18 protein-coding genes are annotated in these 19,315 nt (G+C 74.2%); 2 read left to right on the top strand and 16 right to left on the bottom strand.

From position 1 onward, the window contains the following. Nucleotides 1–20 precede the first annotated feature (20 nt). The 8 genes from PSED_RS02275 to purS form a co-directional block, all read right to left on the bottom strand. On the bottom strand, nucleotides 21–2,225 hold the full coding sequence (locus PSED_RS02275) for a putative bifunctional diguanylate cyclase/phosphodiesterase (RefSeq protein WP_013672649.1): 2,205 nt from the start codon (nucleotides 2,223–2,225) through the stop codon (nucleotides 21–23). A gap of 140 nt (nucleotides 2,226–2,365) precedes the next feature. Next, complete coding sequence (locus tag PSED_RS02270; RefSeq protein ID WP_013672648.1) at nucleotides 2,366–2,698, bottom strand: sterol carrier family protein; 333 nt, start codon at nucleotides 2,696–2,698, stop codon at nucleotides 2,366–2,368. After that, nucleotides 2,691–4,976 carry a phosphoribosylformylglycinamidine synthase subunit PurL gene (gene purL, locus PSED_RS02265; protein WP_013672647.1) on the bottom strand — a complete coding sequence of 762 codons (2,286 nt, stop codon included), beginning with the start codon at nucleotides 4,974–4,976 and terminating at the stop codon, nucleotides 2,691–2,693. The genes PSED_RS02270 and purL overlap by 8 nt, the downstream gene beginning before the upstream one ends. Before the next feature lie 395 nt (nucleotides 4,977–5,371). Continuing rightward, complete coding sequence (locus PSED_RS02260) at nucleotides 5,372–5,815, bottom strand: response regulator (protein ID WP_013672646.1); 444 nt, start codon at nucleotides 5,813–5,815, stop codon at nucleotides 5,372–5,374. Next, nucleotides 5,812–7,602 (bottom strand): sensor histidine kinase, encoded by a 1,791-nt coding sequence (locus PSED_RS02255; RefSeq protein ID WP_013672645.1) that lies wholly within the window; start codon nucleotides 7,600–7,602, stop codon nucleotides 5,812–5,814. Before PSED_RS02255 ends, PSED_RS02260 begins: the two co-directional genes overlap by 4 nt. Then, nucleotides 7,599–8,792, bottom strand: a complete 1,194-nt coding sequence (locus PSED_RS02250; RefSeq protein WP_013672644.1) for a PP2C family protein-serine/threonine phosphatase — start codon at nucleotides 8,790–8,792, stop codon at nucleotides 7,599–7,601. The genes PSED_RS02255 and PSED_RS02250 overlap by 4 nt, the downstream gene beginning before the upstream one ends. Before the next feature lie 93 nt (nucleotides 8,793–8,885). Next, a complete protein-coding gene (gene purQ / locus PSED_RS02245; RefSeq protein ID WP_013672643.1) occupies nucleotides 8,886–9,572 on the bottom strand; it encodes a phosphoribosylformylglycinamidine synthase subunit PurQ in 687 nt (228 codons plus the stop codon). Further along, a complete protein-coding gene (gene purS, locus PSED_RS02240) occupies nucleotides 9,569–9,802 on the bottom strand; it encodes a phosphoribosylformylglycinamidine synthase subunit PurS (protein ID WP_013672642.1) in 234 nt (77 codons plus the stop codon). The genes purQ and purS overlap by 4 nt, the downstream gene beginning before the upstream one ends. Nucleotides 9,803–9,947: 145 nt before the next feature. Here purS and PSED_RS02235 point away from each other — a divergent pair, with 145 nt between their 5' ends. After that, on the top strand, nucleotides 9,948–10,574 hold the full coding sequence (locus PSED_RS02235; RefSeq protein WP_041760324.1) for an MBL fold metallo-hydrolase: 627 nt from the start codon (nucleotides 9,948–9,950) through the stop codon (nucleotides 10,572–10,574). Nucleotides 10,575–11,241: 667 nt separating this feature from the next. Here the strand turns inward: PSED_RS02235 and PSED_RS02230 are convergent. From PSED_RS02230 to PSED_RS02210, 5 genes are all read right to left on the bottom strand, one after another. Further along, complete coding sequence (locus PSED_RS02230; RefSeq protein WP_013672640.1) at nucleotides 11,242–11,985, bottom strand: DUF2334 domain-containing protein; 744 nt, start codon at nucleotides 11,983–11,985, stop codon at nucleotides 11,242–11,244. A 55-nt stretch (nucleotides 11,986–12,040) separates the two neighbouring features. Further along, complete coding sequence (locus PSED_RS02225) at nucleotides 12,041–12,892, bottom strand: phosphoribosylaminoimidazolesuccinocarboxamide synthase (RefSeq protein ID WP_013672639.1); 852 nt, start codon at nucleotides 12,890–12,892, stop codon at nucleotides 12,041–12,043. Beyond that, nucleotides 12,889–14,307, bottom strand: coding sequence for an adenylosuccinate lyase (purB, locus tag PSED_RS02220; RefSeq protein WP_013672638.1), 1,419 nt, complete (start codon nucleotides 14,305–14,307; stop codon nucleotides 12,889–12,891). Before purB ends, PSED_RS02225 begins: the two co-directional genes overlap by 4 nt. Nucleotides 14,308–14,370: 63 nt before the next feature. Then, entirely contained in the window at nucleotides 14,371–15,030 is a 660-nt protein-coding gene (locus tag PSED_RS02215) for a hypothetical protein (RefSeq protein ID WP_013672637.1), read from the bottom strand. A 13-nt stretch (nucleotides 15,031–15,043) separates the two neighbouring features. Then, nucleotides 15,044–15,571 carry a SigE family RNA polymerase sigma factor gene (locus tag PSED_RS02210; RefSeq protein ID WP_013672636.1) on the bottom strand — a complete coding sequence of 176 codons (528 nt, stop codon included), beginning with the start codon at nucleotides 15,569–15,571 and terminating at the stop codon, nucleotides 15,044–15,046. A gap of 183 nt (nucleotides 15,572–15,754) precedes the next feature. Between PSED_RS02210 and PSED_RS02205 the strand changes: the two genes are divergently transcribed. Further along, complete coding sequence (locus tag PSED_RS02205) at nucleotides 15,755–16,918, top strand: threonine aldolase family protein (RefSeq protein ID WP_013672635.1); 1,164 nt, start codon at nucleotides 15,755–15,757, stop codon at nucleotides 16,916–16,918. Here PSED_RS02205 and PSED_RS02200 read toward each other — a convergent pair. From PSED_RS02200 to PSED_RS02190, 3 genes are all read right to left on the bottom strand, one after another. Beyond that, entirely contained in the window at nucleotides 16,863–17,630 is a 768-nt protein-coding gene (locus PSED_RS02200) for a potassium channel family protein (protein ID WP_013672634.1), read from the bottom strand. The genes PSED_RS02205 and PSED_RS02200 overlap by 56 nt on opposite strands. A gap of 58 nt (nucleotides 17,631–17,688) precedes the next feature. Continuing rightward, on the bottom strand, nucleotides 17,689–18,798 hold the full coding sequence (locus tag PSED_RS02195; RefSeq protein WP_049803281.1) for a pyridoxal phosphate-dependent aminotransferase: 1,110 nt from the start codon (nucleotides 18,796–18,798) through the stop codon (nucleotides 17,689–17,691). Between the two features lie 145 nt (nucleotides 18,799–18,943). Next, nucleotides 18,944–19,309, bottom strand: a complete 366-nt coding sequence (locus PSED_RS02190) for a hypothetical protein (protein WP_202946492.1) — start codon at nucleotides 19,307–19,309, stop codon at nucleotides 18,944–18,946. Nucleotides 19,310–19,315: the final 6 nt, after the last annotated feature.

Below are 19,315 nucleotides of genomic sequence, written 5' to 3'. Positions count from 1 at the left end.
GCTGACGGCAGGCAACACCGTTAACCGATCGTACGCCGGGAGAGGTCGGGAACCCATGCCGCGGGACCCGCGTCACCGAACCAGCGACCCTGTCCGAGGTCGCAGCCCAGCCGCTCCAGCCGCTCGGCCTGCACGCGCGTCTCCACCCACTCGGCGGTGACCTCCAGGCCGAGCGCGTGGGCCAGCTCGACGAGCGCGCGCACGATGCTCTCGTCCATGGGATCGGGGTCGGGGTGGCGCAGCCCGTCGATGAACGAGCCGTCGATCTTGAGCGCGTGCACCGGGAGCCTGCGCAGCCAGGCGAGGCTGGACCAGCCGGTGCCGAAGTCGTCGAGGGCGAGCCGGACGCCCTCGCTGCGCAGCGCGCCGAGGACGTCGAGCGCCACGGCCTCGTCGCCCAGCACCGCCTGCTCGGTGATCTCCAGCTGCAGCTTCTCGGCCGGGAGCCCGGACTCCGCGAGCATCTTCCGCACCCCGGCGAGCCAGCCCGGGGCGACCAGCTGCACCGGGGAGACGTTGACGCTGACGTAGGGCGACTGCTCGCCGAGCTCGGCGTACCAGGCCGCCGCCTGCCGGCAGGCCTCGCCGAGCACCCAGTCCCCGAGCGCGACGATGGCGCCGCTGCGCTCGGCCAGCTCGATGAACCGGCCCGGCCCGAGCAGCCCCTCGACGGGGTGCTGCCAGCGCACGAGCGCCTCGGTGCCGCACAGCCTGCCGCTCGCGAGGCGGACCAGCGGCTGGAACGCGAGCCGGAACTCGCCGCGTTCCACGGCCTCGGGCAGGCCCGCGAGCAGCGTGAACCGGGCGGCCTCGCCCGCGTCGCGCTCGGGGTCGTAGGCGACGCGCCGGCCACCGCCCTGGGCCCGCGCCCACGACAGCGCGACGTCGGCGGCGCGCATGAGCTCCTCGGGCACCGTCGTGGCCGTCGGCGCCTCGCTGACACCGATGCTCGCCGTGACCGTCAGCGAGCGCTCGCCGAGCTGGAACGGGGGGCCGAACGCGTCGAGGAGCCGGTCGGCGAGGACCTTCACGTCGTCGGGCCCGGCGGTGTCGACGACGAGGACCGCGAAGTCGTCCCCGCCCGTCCGGGTGACGAGATGGTCGCCCGCGGCCATCTGCAGCCGCCCGGCGACGGCCGAGAGCAGGCGGTCGCCGACCGCGTGCCCGAGGCTGTCGTTGACCGCCCGGAAGCCGTCGACGTCGACCGCGCACAGTCCGACGCGCCGCGCCGCGCCCGGGCTGAATGCCTGCCGCAGCTGCTGCTCGGCGAACGCCCGGTTGGGCAGCCGGGTGAGCCGGTCCTGGGTCGCGGCCAGCTCGAGCCGCGAGCGCAGCCGATGCCGTTCGGACACGTCCTGGACGACGGCGAGGATCCGGTCGGGCTCGCCGCGGTCGTTGCGCACGAGGGTGGTGCTGAGCCGGGCCCAGACCACGAGCCGGTCGGGCCGGACGAGCCGCACGTCGATCTCGGCGCTGTCGGGACCGGAGTCCGACGCGACCCGGTGGTAGGCCTCGACGAACGTCTCGACGTCGTCGGGGTGCACGAAGTCGGCCGCGGCGTGCGGCAGCTCCGGGCGGACGTCGGCGCCGAGCAGCCGGTAGAGCGCGGGGTTGACGTCGATGACGTCGCCGGAGAGGCTGCCGACCGCGATGCCGACGCGGCCGCGCAGGTAGAGCGCCCGGTAGTGCAGGTCGCCGTCGGTCAGGACCCGTTGCAGGTCCTCGGGCGGCCACCGGGTCGCGGTCAGCAGGTCCTGGCGTTCGCTCTCGGCGCGCTCCCGGGCCGCGGCCAGGTAGCCGGCGACGAGCTGGTCGAGTGCGACGAGCAGCCGGCGGACGCCGTCCGGCCCGGCGGTGCCGATCATGGCCTGGGCGTCGCTGCGCAGCAGCCCCAGCGTCGGCGGGAGCAGCTCCTCGGGATAGGGTCCGCCGGCGCCGAGCGGCCGGGTCCCGGGGCCGCAGTGGTAGAACGACGCGCCGATCCGCCGGGCGGCGGGCGGCCAGAAGGGGTCGGCGCGCAGGACCGCGGACAGCCGCCGCAACAGCGTCCGCAGCTGGGCGAGCGTGGGGCGGCCGAGGGCGGGCAGCAGGTCGGCCCAGCGTTCGGCGAGGCTGGCGACGGGGTCACCGCTCTGTCCCCCGATGGCGACCGGTTCGACCGGGCGCAGGCCGCGTGGTTCCGGGAACGAGCGGTCGTGCGGGCCGGGCAGCCGTGCCACCACCATGCCCGTCACCTCCGTCGCCCAGCGCGGGACGACCGCGAGATCGCGTACTCCGCGCGCGCAATCTTCGGCCCCCGATGGGCTTTTGACCACCGGTGGGTGTCGCGGATCATCCGTCCAGGTGACCTGAGCGTCACTCCGCGTCAGCGCAGTGGGAGCAGTGCCGCCACCTCGGGTGCCCGCGATCCGGAGGCCGAGACTGCACCCGTGTGAACCGCATCACGCCAGGTCAGGGTACCCCGCGCGAGCGCGAGCCATGTCCGTGCGTCGGTCTCGATCACGTTGGGCGGGTTCCCGCGGGTGTGCCGCGGACCGGCCACGCACTGGACGGCCCCGAACGGCGGCACCCGCACCTCGACGGTGCGGCCGGGCGCGCGCTCGGCGAGGCTCGCCAATGTGGCCTTGACGGCCGCCTTGAGCGTCGCGCGGTCGGGTGCGTCGCCGCCGTCCAGCCAGAGGTCGACCGCGTCAGGCACCGAACAGCCCCGGCAGCGTCCCCTCCCACGCCTCGCGCAGCTCGTCGGCGCCCAGCGGCGCGAGCGTGCCGATCCGCAGGCCGGAGCCGCCGGTCGTGCCGATCCGCCGCGCCGGTACGCCGGCCTCGGCCGCCCGGGCCAGCAGGGCGTCACCGTCGGCGACCGTGACGAGCACGCGGCCTGCCGACTCGGAGAACAGTGCGACGAAGGGGTCCAGCTCGTCGGGCAGGTCGATCTCGGCGCCGTGGCCGCCGACGAGGACCGCCTCGACCAGCGCCTGCGCCAGCCCGCCGTCGGAGAGGTCGTGCGAGCCGGTGAGCACCCCGTCGGTGGCCGCGGCCGCGAGCAGGGCGGCGAGCCGCTGCTCGGCCGCGAGGTCGACGACGGGCGGCCGGCCGCCCAGGTGGCCGTGCACGACGTGCGCCCACTCGCTGCCGGCCAGCTCGTCGCGGGTCTCGCCGAGCAGGACGACCGCGTCGCCGTCGCCCGTGAAGCCGCTGCGGACGCGGCGGGCCACGTCGTCGAGCACCCCGAGCACGCCGATCACCGGCGTCGGGAGGATGGCGCGGTCGCCGGTCTGGTTGTAGAAGCTGACGTTGCCGCCGGTCACGGGGATGCCCAGCTGGGCGCAGCCGTCGGCCAGGCCGCGCACGGCCTGCGAGAACTGCCACATGACGTGGGGGTCCTCGGGCGAGCCGAAGTTCAGGCAGTTGGTGACCGCCGCCGGGACCGCGCCCGACACGGCGACGTTGCGGTAGGCCTCGGCGAGCGCGAGCTGGGCACCGGTGTAGGGGTCGAGCGCAGCGAAGCGGGCGTTGCAGTCGGTGGAGACGGCGATGCCGCGGCCGGTCTCCTCGTCGACGCGCACGACGCCGGTGTCGGCCGGCTGGGCCGACGCGGTGTTGCCGCGGACATAGCGGTCGTACTGCTCGGTGACCCAGGCCCGGCTGCACAGGTTCGGACTCGCGGCCATCCGCAGGATCTCCGCCCGCAGCTCGGTCGGCGCGGCGGGCCGGGGCAGCCGCTCGGGGCCGTCGGCCAGCAGCGCGTCCTGCGTGGCGGACCGCTCGACGGGGCGCTCGTACACCGGGCCGTCGTGGGCGACGGTCCGCGGCGGCACGTCGACGACGGTCTCGCCGCGGTGGGTGATCCGCAGCCGGTCGCCCTCGGTGACCTCGCCGATGACGGTCGCGAGGGTGTCCCACTTGGCGCAGACGGCCATGAACGCCGCGACGTCCTCCGGCCGCACGACCGCGCACATGCGCTCCTGCGACTCGCTGGAGAGGATCTCCGCGGCCGTCATGCCCTCGGCGCGCAGCGGCACCGCGTCGAGGTCGACGGCCATGCCGCCGTCGCCCGCGCTCGCCAGTTCGCTCGTCGCGCACGACAAGCCCGCGCCGCCGAGGTCCTGGATGCCGACGACGAGCCCCGCGTGGAACAGCTCCAGGCAGCACTCGATCAGGACCTTCTCGGTGAACGGGTCGCCCACCTGGACGCTCGGGAGCTTCTTGCGGCCGCCGCCGTCGTCGCCCGCGAACGTCTCGCTGGCCAGCACCGAGACGCCGCCGATGCCGTCGAGACCCGTGCGGGCGCCGAACAGGATGATCTTGTTACCGGTGCCCGACGCGAAGGCGAGGTGCAGGTCCTCCACCCGCATCGAGCCGACACACAGCGCGTTGACCAGCGGGTTCCCCGCGTAGCTCGCGTCGAACACCACCTCACCGCCGACGTTGGGCAGGCCGAGGCAGTTGCCGTAGCCACCGACGCCGGCCACGACGCCGGGCAGCACGCGCGCCGTGTCGGGCGCGTCGGCCGGGCCGAAGCGGAGCGGGTCGGCCACCGCGATCGGGCGGGCGCCCATCGCCATGATGTCGCGGACGATCCCGCCCACGCCGGTGGCCGCGCCCTGGTAGGGCTCCACGTACGACGGGTGGTTGTGCGACTCCACCTTGAACGTCACGGCCCAGCCGTCGCCGATCTCGACGACGCCCGCGTTCTCGCCGATGCCCGCGAGCATCTTGGCGCGCATCTCGTCGGTGGTGGTCTCGCCGAAGTAGCGCAGGTGCACCTTCGACGACTTGTACGAGCAGTGCTCGCTCCACATCACCGAGTACATCGCCAGCTCCGCGTCGGTCGGGCGGCGGCCGAGGATGTCCCGGATGCGGGCGTACTCGTCGTCCTTGAGGCCGAGCTCGCGATAGGGCTGCGGCTGCCCGGGGGTCGCCGCGGCGCGCTCGACGGAGTCGACGGTGTCCAGCTGGGGAACGGTCCCGGTCACGCCACCAGGGTAGTCAACGTGCGCGCGCGACCTGGGGCGACCGAGACGGGCCTCACCGGAGGGCCGGCTGCCGCGCGCCCAGGCCGGTCCAGCGGAAGCCGGCGAGACCGACGACCGCCGGGTCGAGGAGGTTGCGCGTGTCGACGACGACGGCCTGCCCGACCACGTCGGCGAGCCCTCCTCGCCGATGTCGGCCTCGGCCCTGCGCAGCCGTGTGACCTTGAGCGCGTCGACGTCCGCGCACACGAGCACCGCCGTCAGTGCCGCCGCGACGCCCATCGGCCACCGGGCACGAGGACCCGCCACCGCGCCTCCTCGTCCTGGTCCGGCCGCGGCAGTCCAGGCGCGCACGCGGCGTGGGACGGGGACGACGAGCGTGCCCGACCGGGTGATCCTCAGTCGCGAGCGCCGGGCAGCTGGACGACGCTGACGAAGAAGTGGTCGATCTGCTTGATCGCGTCGATGAACCGGTCGAAGTCCACCGGCTTGGTGACGTAGGCGTTGGCGTGCAACTGGTAGCTGCGCAGCACGTCCTCCTCGGCCTGCGACGTCGTCAGCACGATCACCGGGATCGCCGACAGGCCGGGGTCGGCCTTGACCTCGGCCAGGACCTCGCGGCCGTCGCGCCGGGGCAGGTTGAGATCCAGCAGGATCAGGTCGGGGCGCGGGGCGTCGGCGTACTGCCCCTCGTTGCGCAGGTACGACAGGGCTTCCGCACCGTCGGTGACGACGTCGAGCCGGTTGTGCAGGTACTCGTCGAACGCCTCCCTGGTCATCAGCACGTCGCCGGGGTCGTCCTCGACGAGCAGCACGTTGATGACCCGGATGTCGTCTGTCATGCGGTTCCCTCCCGGCCGGCGCTGCCCGGCACGGTGTCGTCGGTTCCGGCCGCGCTCTCGGATCCGCTGCGGCGCGGCGGGACGAGTGTGAACCGGATGGTGGTGCCCGGTTCGGGCCGGGCGCCGGTGTCTACCCAGATGCGCCCGCCGTGGAACTCGACGATCTTCTTCGCGAGTGCCAGGCCGATCCCCGTCCCGGTGTAGACGTCCCGTCCGTGGAGCCGTTGGAAGATCACGAAGACCTTGTCCGCGTACTCGGGCTCGATGCCGATCCCGTTGTCGGACACCGCGATCTCCCAGCCCTCGGCGGCTTCGCCCGCCGGTGCGGCACTGATCCGCACGACGGGCGGCTCGTCGGATCTGCGGAACTTCATCGCGTTGCCGATCAGGTTGGCGAACAGCTGCACCAGCAGCTGGCGGTCGCCCGGGACCGTCGGCAGCTCGCCCTCGACGACGATCTCGCCCCCGGCCTCGGCGCGGGGTGTCTCCTGCTGGTCCGCTGCCGCCGCGACGACGTCGGCCAGGTTCAGCGTCGTGAAGCCGGCCGTCGTGCGGCCGACGCGGGAGAACGCCAGCAGGTCGTTGATCAGGCGCTGCATCCGCTGGGCGCCGTCGACGGCGAACTCGATGTACTGGTCGCCGCGCTCGTCGAGCTTGTCGCCGTAGCGGCGCTGCAGCAGCTGGCAGAAGCTCGCGACCTTGCGCAACGGCTCCTGCAGGTCGTGGCTCGCGACGTAGGCGAACTGCTCGAGGTCGCGGTTGGAGCGTTCGAGGTCGCGGGTCTGCTCGTCGAGCCGCTGGGCGCTCTCCCTGGCGCGGTCGAGCTGGCGGACGATGTGCGCCCGCATCGCCTCGACGTCGTCGCCGAGCATGACGATCTCCCGTGGCCCGCTGCTCTCGACGCGGTTGCTGACGTCGCCCGAGACGACACCGCGGACCTGGGCCGCGAGCCGCGAGATCGGCCGCAGCACCGCCCGGCGCAGCACGATCCCCGTGGCGATCAGGAACAACACGGCGACGGCCGCGACGACGATCCCGACCGCGCTCACGAACCGCGCGGCCGTGTCCAGCCGCTCCCTGGCCGCGAGGCGCTGCTGCTCGAGGTCGGCCTGCAGGGCGTCCGTCGCCCCGCGGACGGGATCGAAGAGGCTGCGTCCGCCGTCGGCGACGACGGTGTTGCCCGGCCCGCCGGCACGGACCGCCGCGATGGTCGGCTCCGCGTACCCGCTCCGCCACGCGGCGGCCGCGTTCTCGACCACGTCGACGTGCGCGCCGAGGCCGGGAACCACCGGATCGAGCGACCGCATCATCGACACGGCGTTGCGCTCGGCCGCCGTCCCGGACGTGTACGGCGCCAACGACTCGTCACGGCCGCTGAGCTGGAAGCCGCGCACGCCCGTCTCCTGGTCGACGAGTGCGGTCTCCAACGACTGCCCGGCCCGTACGGCCGGGCCGATCTCGTCGAGCAGGTCGGCGCGGGCGTCGTTGAGCCGCACCAGCGAGATCGTGCCGATGATCGCCGCGATGACCGCGAGCACCAGCGCGACCAGCGCCACGGCGCCGAAGATGCGTGCGAGCGGCCATCGCCTGTGCTCGGCGACCCGGGCGTCCCGGTCCACCCGCATCGTGACCCGCGGCGCCCGGAGGCGCGTCCGCCGCCTGCGGAGGGCGCCGGGGTCCGGGGCCGGGGCGGTGCCGCCGCGGGGCAGGGCGGAGCCGGCATCGACAGGGTCGGTCGCCGGATCGGTCGTCGCGCCTGACGCCGGGTCGGTCCTCGGGTCCGTCACGACAGGCGCTCCCCGGACAGCAGCAGGATCGCGACGTCGTCGGCGAGTGGACCGCCGTTGAAGCCCTCGGCCAGCTCGACGAGCCTGCCGGGCAGCTCGTCGAGCGGGGTCGCGGCGTGGGTCTCGAGCAGCCGCAGCAGCCCCTCCTCCCACAACGGCTCGTCGGGGACGGGACCACGGCCCTCGATGAGGCCGTCGGTGTAGAGCAGCAGCGACCAGCCCGCGTCGAGCGACATCTCGGCCGCCTGCCACGTCGCGGCCGAGTCGATACCCAGCGGCAGCCCGACGGGCGGCGGGCCGGTCCGCGGCGGCGGCCCGAGCAGGACGGGCGGCGGGTGCCCTGCCAACCGGACCAGCGCCCCGCCGGCACCGTCGGAGCTGTCCGAGCCGTTCGGGGCGATCGCGACCGTGCAGACGGTGGTGAACAGCCGGGCGTCGTGCCGCTCGCTGACCAGCACCTCCTGCAGGTTCGGCAGCACCTGCGACTCGTCGACCCCCGCCAGCACCAGCGCGCGCCACGACACCCGCAGCAGCGCACCGAGCGCCGCCTCGTCGGGACCGTGGCCGCAGACGTCGCCGACGATCGCGTGCACCCGGCCGCGCGGGTCGCGCACCGCGTCGAAGAAGTCGCCGCCGATGACCGAACGCGTCCGGCCCGACCGGTAGAACGTCCTGGCCGCGACGCCGGAGCCCGCGAGCAGCGGCGTCGGCATCAGGCCGCGCTCCAGACGGACCGACTCGGCCGCGGCCAGCTGCTCCTCGCGCAGGCGCACCAGGCCGGCCTCGGCGCGCCTGCGTTCGATGGCGTACCGGATCGCGCGGATCAGCACCGCGCCGTCGGCCTTGCCCTTGACCAGGTAGTCCTGCGCCCCGATCCCGACGGCCGCGATGCCGAGGTGCTCGTCGTCGAGACCGGTGAGGACGCACACCGCGGCGCTCGGGTCGGCCCGCAACAGCTGCCGCAGGCTGTCGAGACCACCGGTGGTGCCCGGGGTGTTGAGGTCGAGCAGGATGCAGTCGGCGGCCGCCCACAGCTCGCGTTCCAGCACCTCGGCCAACGACCCGGCGATCGTGAGGTCCACCTCGGGATCGACCTCGAACAACAGCTCCTGCACCAGGAACGCGTCGCCCGGGTCGTCCTCGACGAGCAGCACCCGGCGGGCCGTCTCGGCGGGAAGGACGCGCGTCACGTGATCGTGCTCCTCCTCCGGCGGTGGTCGCGCATGGTGCGGTCGCGACAGCCTAGAGCCGAAGGTCCCGCTCGGCTCGACCCGGGACGCCGGTCAGGCCGCCGCGGCCGCCCCGATGACCGACGTGAAGAGCCCCAACCCGTCGGTCGTGGGCCCGGTGAGGGTGTCGATGGCGTGCTCGGGGTGCGGCATCAGCCCGACGACCCTCCCGTCGGCCGACGCGACCCCGGCGATGTCGGCCATCGCGCCGTTGGGCGCGCCGCCGACGTAGCGGAACACCACCCGGCCCTCGGCCTCCAGCTCGGCGAGCGTCGCGGCATCGGCGACGTAGCGCCCCTCGCCCGACTTCAGCGGGACGACGATCTCCTGGCCCGCGGTGAACCCACCGGTCCACGCCGTCGACGTCGACTCGACGCGCAGCGCCTGGTCGCGGCAGACGAAGTGCAGCCCGGCGTTGCGCACCAACGCCCCCGGCAGCAGGCCCGCCTCGCAGAGGATCTGGAAACCGTTGCAGATGCCGAGCACCGGCATCCCGCGCCCGGCCGCGTCGACGACCTCCCGCATGATCGGCGCCTGGCTCGCGATCGCGCCCGCGCGCAGATAGTCGCCGTAGGAGAAGCCGCCCGGGACCACGACGGCGTCGACGCCGCGCAGGTCGTGGTCGCCGTGCCAGAGCTCCACGGCCTCGGCGCCCGCCCGCCGGGCCGCACGGGCCGCGTCGACGTCGTCGAGCGTGCCGGGGAAGGTGACCACACCGATGCGCATACCCGCGCCGCTCATACCCGGGTCACCGTCCAGTCCTCGATCACCGGGTTGGCCAGCAGGTCGCCCGCGATCCGGTGCAGCGTCTCGTCGTCGAGGCCGTCGTCGACCTCCAGTTCGAAGTGCTTGCCCTGGCGCACGTCGGCGACCCCGGAAATGCCGATCCGGGCCAACGCACGCGTCACCGCCTGGCCCTGCGGGTCCAGGATCTCGGGCTTGGGCATCACGTCAACGACCACTCGCGCCACGCCCCAAGCGTACGGTGACGAATTGGGCCGATCATCGCCACCTGCGGTGATATCGCGGGGCGGAGCTGTGACGCTGCCGACGCCCAGGCCCCGTATCGGGTCCGTCCGCTGGCGCAGCGTGCCGCGGCGGGAGCAGAGTGTCGCCGTGCAGATCACCCACTTCGGCCACGCGTGCGTGCTCGTCGACACCGGAGCGGCACGGCTGCTCATCGACCCGGGGACCTTCTCCTCGGGTTTCGAGAGGCTCGGCGGCCTCGACGCGATCCTCGTGACCCACCAGCACGCCGACCACCTCGACGAGGACCGGCTGGCACCACTGCTGGCGGCCAACCCGGAAGCCCGGCTGATCGTCGACGTCGGCACCGTGACGACACTGCACGACTACACGCACGAGGTCGTCGCGCCGGGTGAGTCGTTCACCGTCGCGGGCGCGTCGATCGACGTCGTCGGCGGGGACCACGCGGTCATCCACCCCGACATCCCGATCGTGCCCAACAACGGCTACCTGATCGACGGAACGGTCCTGCACCCCGGCGACTCCTTCACCGAGCCGCCCGGCGAGCTCGACGTCCTGCTGCTCCCGACCGGCGCGCCCTGGCTCAAACTCGCCGATGCGGTCGACTACCTGCGTGCCGTCGCCCCCCGCACCGCCGTGCCGATCCACGAGGCCGTCCTCGCCCGCCCGGCCATGCACTACGGGCTGTTCGAGGCCCTCGGCCCGGCCGGCACGACGCTCCAGGTCCTCGAGCGCGAGGCCGCGACCAAGGTCTGACGGTCCGCCCGGCTCTGCTCGCCGCTAGACCGGGCTCGCCTGCTGCTCGTGGGCGCCCTGGTGGGCCCAGCCGCTCGTGGCCCTGCCCTGGCTGAACCCCGCCTCCGGGTGAGCCCGCCGGCTGACCTCGCCGCGGCTCGCGTGCCCGCGGCTGGGACCGACCCCGCGGGGCCAGCTGGACGCGTCGCGGGGCCAGCGAGACCTGGGTGATCGCCGAACCAGGGACATGAGCGCCACCAGGAGCGCCCATGTCCCGCAACCGACGATCACGACCAGCCGCAGCCCTCCTGCCTGGCACCCCCACGCCGTGATCGCCAGACCAGGGACCTGACCGCCACCAGACGCGCGCATGTCCCGCAACCGGCGATCACGACCAGCAGCCAGCTCTGCCAGCGAAACCCCGCCCGCGGCTGGGCGTGTCCGCGGCTCCACCGAGCCCCGCGGCCGAGCTCGACGCGGGTGATCGCCGAACCAGGGACATGAGCGCCACCTGGAGACCCCATGTCCCGCAACCGACGATCACCACCCGCGCCCCCCGGCACCTCAGCCCCACCCGGTGATCGTCGCAACCGGGACACGCGCGCAGTCTGCGTCCCCGTGTCCCTACAACGGTGATCACCCGGTGGGCGGCTCGACCCCGGATCGCCGGCCCAGGCGCAGGAGTCGATCAGGCCGCGCCCGCGTGCAGACCCTCCGCGTAGGTGATCGACCGGGCGCCGGCGGCCAGGACCGCGTCCACCGCCGTCAACGCGGCGGCGACCCGCTCGGGCCGGCGCAGATCCTTGGCGCGCAGCCCGATCCGGACGAGCCCGCCGCGCCGGGCGACCCGGCCGGCCTCCGCGACCAGCAACCGACAGCGCCAGCTCTCGGCGGCGCGCCGGTCGGCCCGTCGCTCGCCCGACGCGCGGAACCCCAGGACCGGCGAGCCGGTCGTCGTTCCCCGCTGCAGGGCACGGACGGCGGTGTCGTCGGCGCAGAGGGCGAAAGCGTTGTTGCGCAACGCCGCGATCGTCCCGGACGAGGCGAGCCAGCGGGGCGGCGCGAAGAGGTCGCTGTCGAGCCCGACCGCGTGGGCGGCCCGGCGGGCGGCGATCACGCGGAGCCCGGCCTCGTGCCGCGGGAGCAGCGCGAACTCGGCGCGCCGGCCCAACCGTACGGGCGAGGCCTGCCACGCGCCGATCGGATCGGGCGTGTGGTCGAAGCCGTGCAACAGGATCGCGTCGCCCGCCCCCCGACGGGCGCCCAACCAGGCGACGACGCCGGGATCGGGCGCGTCGCGACGCAGCCGCGGCCGGAACAGGTGCGACAGCGGGACCCCGCGCAGGTCGAGGGCAGCGGCCAGCGCGGCAGCACGGTCGAGCGAGCGGGGGTCGGCGGTGAGCCCGGACAGCGACACGACGAGGCGGGTCATGCCCCCATGGCGCCACACGGCGGGTGAACCCCGCACCCCGCCGCCGACGAACGGTTCAGGAACCCCAGGTGCTGCCGGTGATGCGCTCGTAGACCTCGACGTAGCGCGCCCGCGTCGCGGCGACGACGTCGACGGGGACCTCGGGGCCGGGCGGCGTGCGGTCCCAGTCGAGCGTGGCCGACCAGTCCCGCACGTACTGCTTGTCGAACGAGAACTGGGGGCGGCCGGGCTGCCACTGGTCGGCCGGCCAGAACCGGGAGGAGTCGCTTGTGAGGACCTCGTCGCCGAGGACGATCTCGCCGGCGGGGTCGAGCCCGAACTCCAGCTTGGTGTCGGCGACGAGGATCCCGGACTCCGCGGCGATCGAGGCGCCCCGGGAGTAGACGGCGAGCGTCAGCGCGCGCAGGCGTTCGGCCGTCGGGGCGCCGACGGTGGCGACGACCTCGTCGAACGTCATGAACTCGTCGTGCTCGCCGACGGGTGCCTTCGTGGTCGGGGTGAAGATCGGCTCGGGCAGCTTCGAGCCCTCGACGAGCCCCGGCGGCAGCTCGATGCCCGAGACGGTGCCCTGCTTCTCGTACTCCTTGAGCCCCAGCCCGGTGAGATAGCCGCGGGCGATGCACTCCACGGGCAGCATCTGCAGCGGTCGGCACCGGATCGCGCGGCCGGCGAACTCCGGCGGGACGTCGGTCGCGGAGATGACGTGGTTGGGCACGAGGTCGGCGAGCCGGTCGAACCACCACAGCGACAGCGCGGTGAGCAGCGCGCCCTTGTCGGGGATGGTCGTCGGCAGGACGACGTCGTAGATCGAGAGCCGGTCGGAGGCGACGAGGAGCAGGTCGTCGCCGCCCGCCTCGTTCTCCACGGAGTAGACGTCGCGGACCTTGCCCGAGTGCAGCAGCTTCACAGGATCGCTCCGGGGGTGTAGGCGGCCGCCTCGGGGTGCGCGGCGGTGATCTCGTCGACGCGGGCGACGACGGCGGCCACCTGGGCGCCCGCGGCGCCGGTGAACGACAGGGGGTCGGCGAGCAGCCCGTCGAGGGTCCCGGCGGGCAGGGCGAGGCGTTCGTCGTTCTGCAGGCGGGCGATCAGGTCGTTCTCGGTCTGGCCCTTCTCCCGCATGGCCAGCGCGACGCCGACGGCGTGCTCCTTGATGACCTCGTGCGCGGTCTCGCGGCCCACGCCGGCGCGGACGGCGGCCATGAGCACCTTGGTCGTCGCGAGGAAGGGCAGGTACCGGTCGAGCTCGCGGGCGATGACGGCCGGGTAGGCGCCGAACTCGTCGAGGACGGTCAGCGCGGTCTCGTAGAGGCCGTCGAGGGCGAAGAAGGCGTCGGGCAGCGCGACGCGGCGCACGACGGAGCAGAAGACGTCACCCTCGTTCCACTGCGCGCCGGCGAGCTCGGCGGCCATCGCGGCGTTGCCGCGCAGCACGACCATCAGCCCGTTGATGCGCTCCGCGGAGCGGGTGTTCATCTTGTGCGGCATGGCGCTCGACCCGACCTGGCCGGGCTTGAAGCCCTCGGTGGCGAGCTCGGCGCCGGCCATCAGCCGGATCGTCGTCGCCAGGCTCGACGGGCCGGCCGCGAGCTGCACGAGCGCGGAGACGACCTCGTGGTCGAGCGAGCGCGGGTAGACCTGGCCCACGCTGGTCAACGTGCGGGCGAACCCCAGATGCGACGCGACCCGGCCCTCGAGCTCTGCGAGACGCGCGGAGTCGCCGTCGAGCAGGTCCAGCATGTCCTGCGCCGTCCCGACCGGGCCCTTGATGCCGCGCAACGGGTAGTGGCCCCGCAGGTCGGTGAGCCGGTCGTAGGCGGCGAGCAGCTCGTCGGCCGCCGAGGCGAAGCGCTTGCCCATCGTCGTGGCCTGGGCGGCGACGTTGTGGCTGCGCCCGGCCATGACCAGCTCGGCGTACTCGGCGGCGCGCCGGGCCAGCCGGGCGAGGATCGCGACGGTCCGGTCGGCGACCAGGTCGAGCGACAGCCGGATCTGCAGCTGCTCGACGTTCTCGGTGAGGTCGCGGCTGGTGAGCCCCTTGTGCACGTGCTCGTGGCCGGCGAGCGCGTTGAACTCCTCGATGCGCGCCTTGACGTCGTGGCGGGTGACGCGCTCGCGTGCGGCGATCGAGTCGAGGTCGACCTGCTCGACGACCCGTTCGTAGTCGGTGATCGCCTGCTCGGGGACGTCGACGCCGAGGTCGCGCTGGGCGCGCAGCACCGCGATCCAGAGCCGGCGCTCCAGCACGATCTTGTACTCGGGCGACCAGAGCCTGACCAGCTCCGGGCTCGCGTAGCGGGAGGCCAGCACGTTGGGGATCACGTGCACGAATCCTATGCGTTCACCTCCTGAGTGGCGTTACCGGCCACGGCCGCCACTCACCGGTCAGAGCTGCGCGGCCAGTACGGACGCCACACTCGCGAGCTGCGCCTCGAACGGGATCGCGCCCGAGTCGGCGTCCGCGGTCGAGGTGACGGCCACGTACCCGCCCGACGCCGTCGGCGCCCCGGCCCGGGCCCAGCCGACGGGCAGACCGTCCTCCACCGGTTCCCCGGCGGGGGTGGACACGACGGCGAGCACGCCGTGCGCGGGCCCGTCGTCGACCTCCAGGTGCACCTCGCGGCCGCCGCCCGGCTTGCAGACCATCGGCACCGCGGCCTCCTTGGCGCCCGCGACCTGCGGCAACGCCGCGTCGAGCAGCGTGCGCAGCCCGGGGTCCTGCATCGGGACGCAGCCGGCGTCGGCCGCGGGCGGCGGGACGGCAGGGGCCGCGGCCTCCCCGAAACCCGGCGCGCCGCCGCCGGCGGCGGACGACGTCGCCGTCTCCTGCCCGCCCCCGCCTCCGGTCGCGGCGATCCCGACCGTCACCCCACCCAGCACCAGGACGGCCGCGGCGGCACCTCCGACGATCGCGTTGCGCCGCCGCGTGCCGGCCCGCCGGGACGCCCGGACGACGTCGTCGACGCCGAACGCGGCCGGCGGGGCCTCGACGGGCCCGGCGGCGCGCAGCATGCCGGTCAGCTCGTCGTCGGACAGCTCACCCATCTCCGCCTCCTCCTCAGCTCGCCGGTCGCAGGTCGTCGATCCCGTTGCCGAGCGCGGCGCGCAACGCCGCCAGCCCGTGCGCGGTCTGGCTCTTGACCGTCCCCTCCGAGCAGCCGAGTGCGGCTGCCGCGGCCGCGACGTCGAGGTCGTCGAAGAACCGCAGGACGAGGACGGCGCGCTGCCGCGGCGGCACCGCGCGCAGCGCCGTCACGAGCGCCGCCCGGGTCGCGACGGCGTCCCCCGCGTCCTGCTCGCGTGCGGCCGGCTCCGGGACCTCGGGAGCGGACCGCTCGCGTCGCCAGGGCCGGCGCGTCTCGTCGACGACGGTGCGCATCAGCGTCCGCCGGACCCACGCGTCGAGGACCCGCTCGTCGTCGCGGCCGCGGATGCGCCGCCAGTGCCGGTGCAGCGCGACGAAGGTCGCCTGGGCGTGGTCGTCGGCGCGGTGCCAGTCCCCGCACATGAGGAACGCGGTGCGGCGCACGGCGTCGCGGCGCGCGCCGAAGTACTCCGCGAACTCGCGCTCGTCGGACGCGTCCACGCGGCTCCCTTCTGCCGGCTCGTGCGGTCCTTGCCTGGTTCGTCCGCTCGCGACATGTTCGAGACGGTCGACCCGGTGCACACCGTTGCAGGCCCCGTCGAACATCACCCGAAAAGAGCAACTCCGTGACCATCTCGTGATACGGATACGACCGCAGCGTCGCCGGATGCTTGAATCCGAATCGTGCGACCCACCTCCCGTGCCCGCCGCGCGAAGCCGGAGTCCGGTCCGATCGACCTCCGCTCCGACACCGTCACGCAGCCGACGAAGCAGATGCGCGCCGCCATGGCCGCCGCCGAGGTCGGCGACGACGTGCTGGACCGCGACCCGACGATGCGTGCACTGGAGGAACGGGTCGCGGGCATGCTCGGCGCCGCCGACGCGCTGTGGACGCCGTCCGGCTCGATGGGCAACCTGATCGCGCTGATGGCGCACCTGCGCCGCGGCGACGCGTTCCTCGCCCCGGCGGGCGCGCACGTCCTCGAGGCCGAGCTCGGGACGGCGGCCTGGCTGGCAGGCGGTATGCCGCGCCCGCTGGAGCACGACGGCGGACCCGGCAAGATCACCCCCGACGCGGTGCGCCGCGCCGCGGGCGGGCCCGGGCCCTACTACACGATGCGCACCAGCCTGCTGTGCCTGGAGAACACCCACAACGCCGCGGGCGGCACCGTGACCGCACCGGAGGAGCATGCCGCCGTCGCGGCCGCCGCGCGGGCCGCGGGCCTGGCCGTCCACCTCGACGGGGCCCGGCTCTGGCACGCCGCGGTCGCGCTCGGCGTCCCGCCCGCCGCGCTGACGGTCGGCGCCGACACGGTGCAGGTGTGCCTGAGCAAGGGCCTGGGCGCGCCGGTGGGGTCGCTGGTCGCGGGCTCGGCCGAGTTCACCGAGGAGGCCCGCCGGCTCCGCAAGATGCTCGGCGGCGGGGTGCGCCAGGGCGGTGTCCTCGCGGCGGCGGGGCTCGTCGCGCTCGATCGCGTCGACCGGCTCGCCGACGATCACGAGCGGGCGGCCACCCTCGCCGCCGGCCTGCGCGAACGCGGCTGGCAGGTGCAGGACCCGGAGACGAACATCGTGCTGGTCGGCGTCGCCGACCTCGCGGGGACCCTCGCGCGGTTCGAGGAGTCCGGGGTACTCGTCGCGCCGATGGCCGGCAAGGTCCGGTTGATGACCCACGCCGACCTCACCGACGACGACATCGCCGCCGCGCTCGAGCGGATCGGGCCCGTCGAACGCGGGCGCGGACCGGCGGCGGGGCACGCACCCGCCGGGCCGCCCGCGGGGCACCGGACCCTCAGGCGGACGGCCGGGTCGGCCGGTCGCGCTCCAGCTCGGCGAGCCGACCGCTGACGGCGCGCAGCTCGGCGAGGACCTCGGTCAGCTGCGCCGACGTCGCGCGCAGCTCGTCCTCGGTGATCCGTGCGGCCTCCGCCGCGGTGCTGCGGATGTTGGCCAGGAACCAGCTCGCGATCGACGCCGTCACCACACCGAGCAGGGCGATGCCCGCGATCATCAGCGTCGCCGCGACGACGCGGCCCTCGAACGTCACCGGATAGCGGTCGCCGTAGCCGACCGTCGAGATCGTGGTGATCGTCCACCACAGCGCCTCGCCGAACGTCGTGATCGTCGCGCCGGGGGCGTCGCGTTCGGCGTCGAGGACGCCGAGCGCGGACACGAACCCGACGAGCGTCACCGTCCCGACGACGTAGACGGCGACCCGGCCGCGGAAGTCGTCACGCAACTGCCGGTTGAGCACCCCGATCACCGTGACGACCCGCAGCGCGCGCAGCGGGCGCAACACCGGCAGGAGCAGGATCAGCAGGTCGAGCACGTGCGTGCCGACGTAGCGCCGGCGCCGCCGGGCCAGCGCGATCCGCACGAGGTAGTCGACGCCCAGCAGCACCCACACCACGGTGAGCACGACGTCGAGCGCCTCGTGCGCGCCCGGCGAGAGCGAACGCTGCAGCACCTGCCACGTGTAGACCGCGAGGAACACCACGGCCAGCCCGGTCAACGGCCAGTCGACCCTGCGGTCCCAGGCGGCGATGCGCGGCTCGTCCATGGTTTCCGGACGATAGCTGCACGTCAGAGCTGTGCGGCCGGCACTCCGGCGGCGACCGTCAGAGCCAGGCCTGCAGACGCCGCAGGGCCTCCGTGATGTCGTCGGTACCGCCCGCGAACGAGAACCGGATGTAGCGCCCGCCGTCGACGGGGTCGAAGTCGACGCCCGGCGCGACCGCCACCCCGGTCTCGGCGAGCAGCCGGTAGGTCAGCGCCATGGAGTCCTCGGCCAGGTGCGACACGTCCGCGTAGACGTAGAACGCGCCGTCGGCCGGGGCGAGCCTGTCGATGCCGAGCCCGCGCAGCCCGTCGAGCAGCAGGGCGCGGTTGTGCGCGTACCGCTCCACGTGCGCGTCGACCTCGACATAAGACTCGGGCGCGAACGCCGCCAGCGCGGCGTGCTGCGGCAGCGCGGGCGGGCACACCGTGAAGTTGCCCGTCAGCCGGTCCACCGCCCGGCGCAGCCGCGGCGGCACCACGAGCCAGCCCAGCCGCCAGCCCGTCATCGAGAAGTACTTCGAGAACGAGTTGACGACGATCGCCTCCCGGGAGGTCGACCACGCGCACGTCGTCGCGGGCGAGCCCGGGTAGCCGATTCCGTGGTAGATCTCGTCGCTGACGAACTGGACACCGTTGCCCTCGCACCACGCGGCCAGCGCGGCGAGCTCGGCGGGGTCGAGGACCGTGCCCGTCGGGTTGGCCGGGCTCGCGACGATCAGCCCGGCGACCGGCTCGTCGAGTTCCTCGAGCATGGCCACCGTGGGCTGGAACCGCGTCTGCGGTCCGCACGGCAGCTCGACGACCTCGCAGCCCAGCGCCGTCAGGATGTTGCGGTAGCAGGGGTAGCCGGGCCGGGCGAGCGCGACCCGGTCGCCCGCGTCGAAGGCCGCGAGGAACGCGAGCAGGAACCCGCCCGACGAGCCGGTGGTGACGACGACGTCGTCGGCGTCGATGTCGAGGGAGTACGTCCGCGCGTAGTGCCCGGCGATCGCCTCGCGCAGCGGCTCGATGCCCAGCGCGACGGTGTAGCCCAGCACCTCGGTCTCCAGGGCCGCCGCGGCGGCCGCCCGGACGGCCTTCGGCGCCGGTGTCGACGGCTGACCCGCCGACAGGTTGACGAGGTCGCCGTGGCTGCGGGCCCGCTCCGCCGCGGCCTGCCAGACGTCCATGACGTGGAAGGGCGGGATCTGGGAGCGAAGGGCCTCCGGGCGCGGTCCGGTCACGCCCCGAGCCTAGGAGACGCCGCGCCGGGTACGCGCAGGCGAACCGGCTGATATCGGCCACACCCGGTGGGCCGTCGCGGCGGGCCCGACGTCAGGCGATCTCCCTGGCGATCTCCGGGGCGAGCAGCTCGGCGGCGCGCGCGGCGGTGATGACGTCGACAGGGTCGGGCTTCTCGATCCGCCGCGACGCGCCGTCCTCGTAGACGTGCTCGCCGATGAGCCGGCCGCGCTCGTCGTAGGGCCAGACGAACGCCAGGGTGCGGGTGAGCAGGTAGACGTCGTCGGGGTCCTCGCCGGCCTGCACGGAGCCGAAGACGCTCTCGCCGAGCATCGCGCCGGGCACGAACTGGCGGAACTCGACCTCGCCCGAGAAGCCGTGGTCGTGGACGGCGATCGCCTGCCGGTTGACCCACATGACCAGCGCGTTCGCGGCGACGAGCGAGGCGTTCGAGGGCATTTCGGC

This window comes from Pseudonocardia benzenivorans CB1190 (assembly GCF_000196675.2).
GTDB lineage: Bacteria > Actinomycetota > Actinomycetes > Mycobacteriales > Pseudonocardiaceae > Pseudonocardia > Pseudonocardia benzenivorans.
This window is presented reverse-complemented; position numbering and strand designations above follow the sequence as displayed.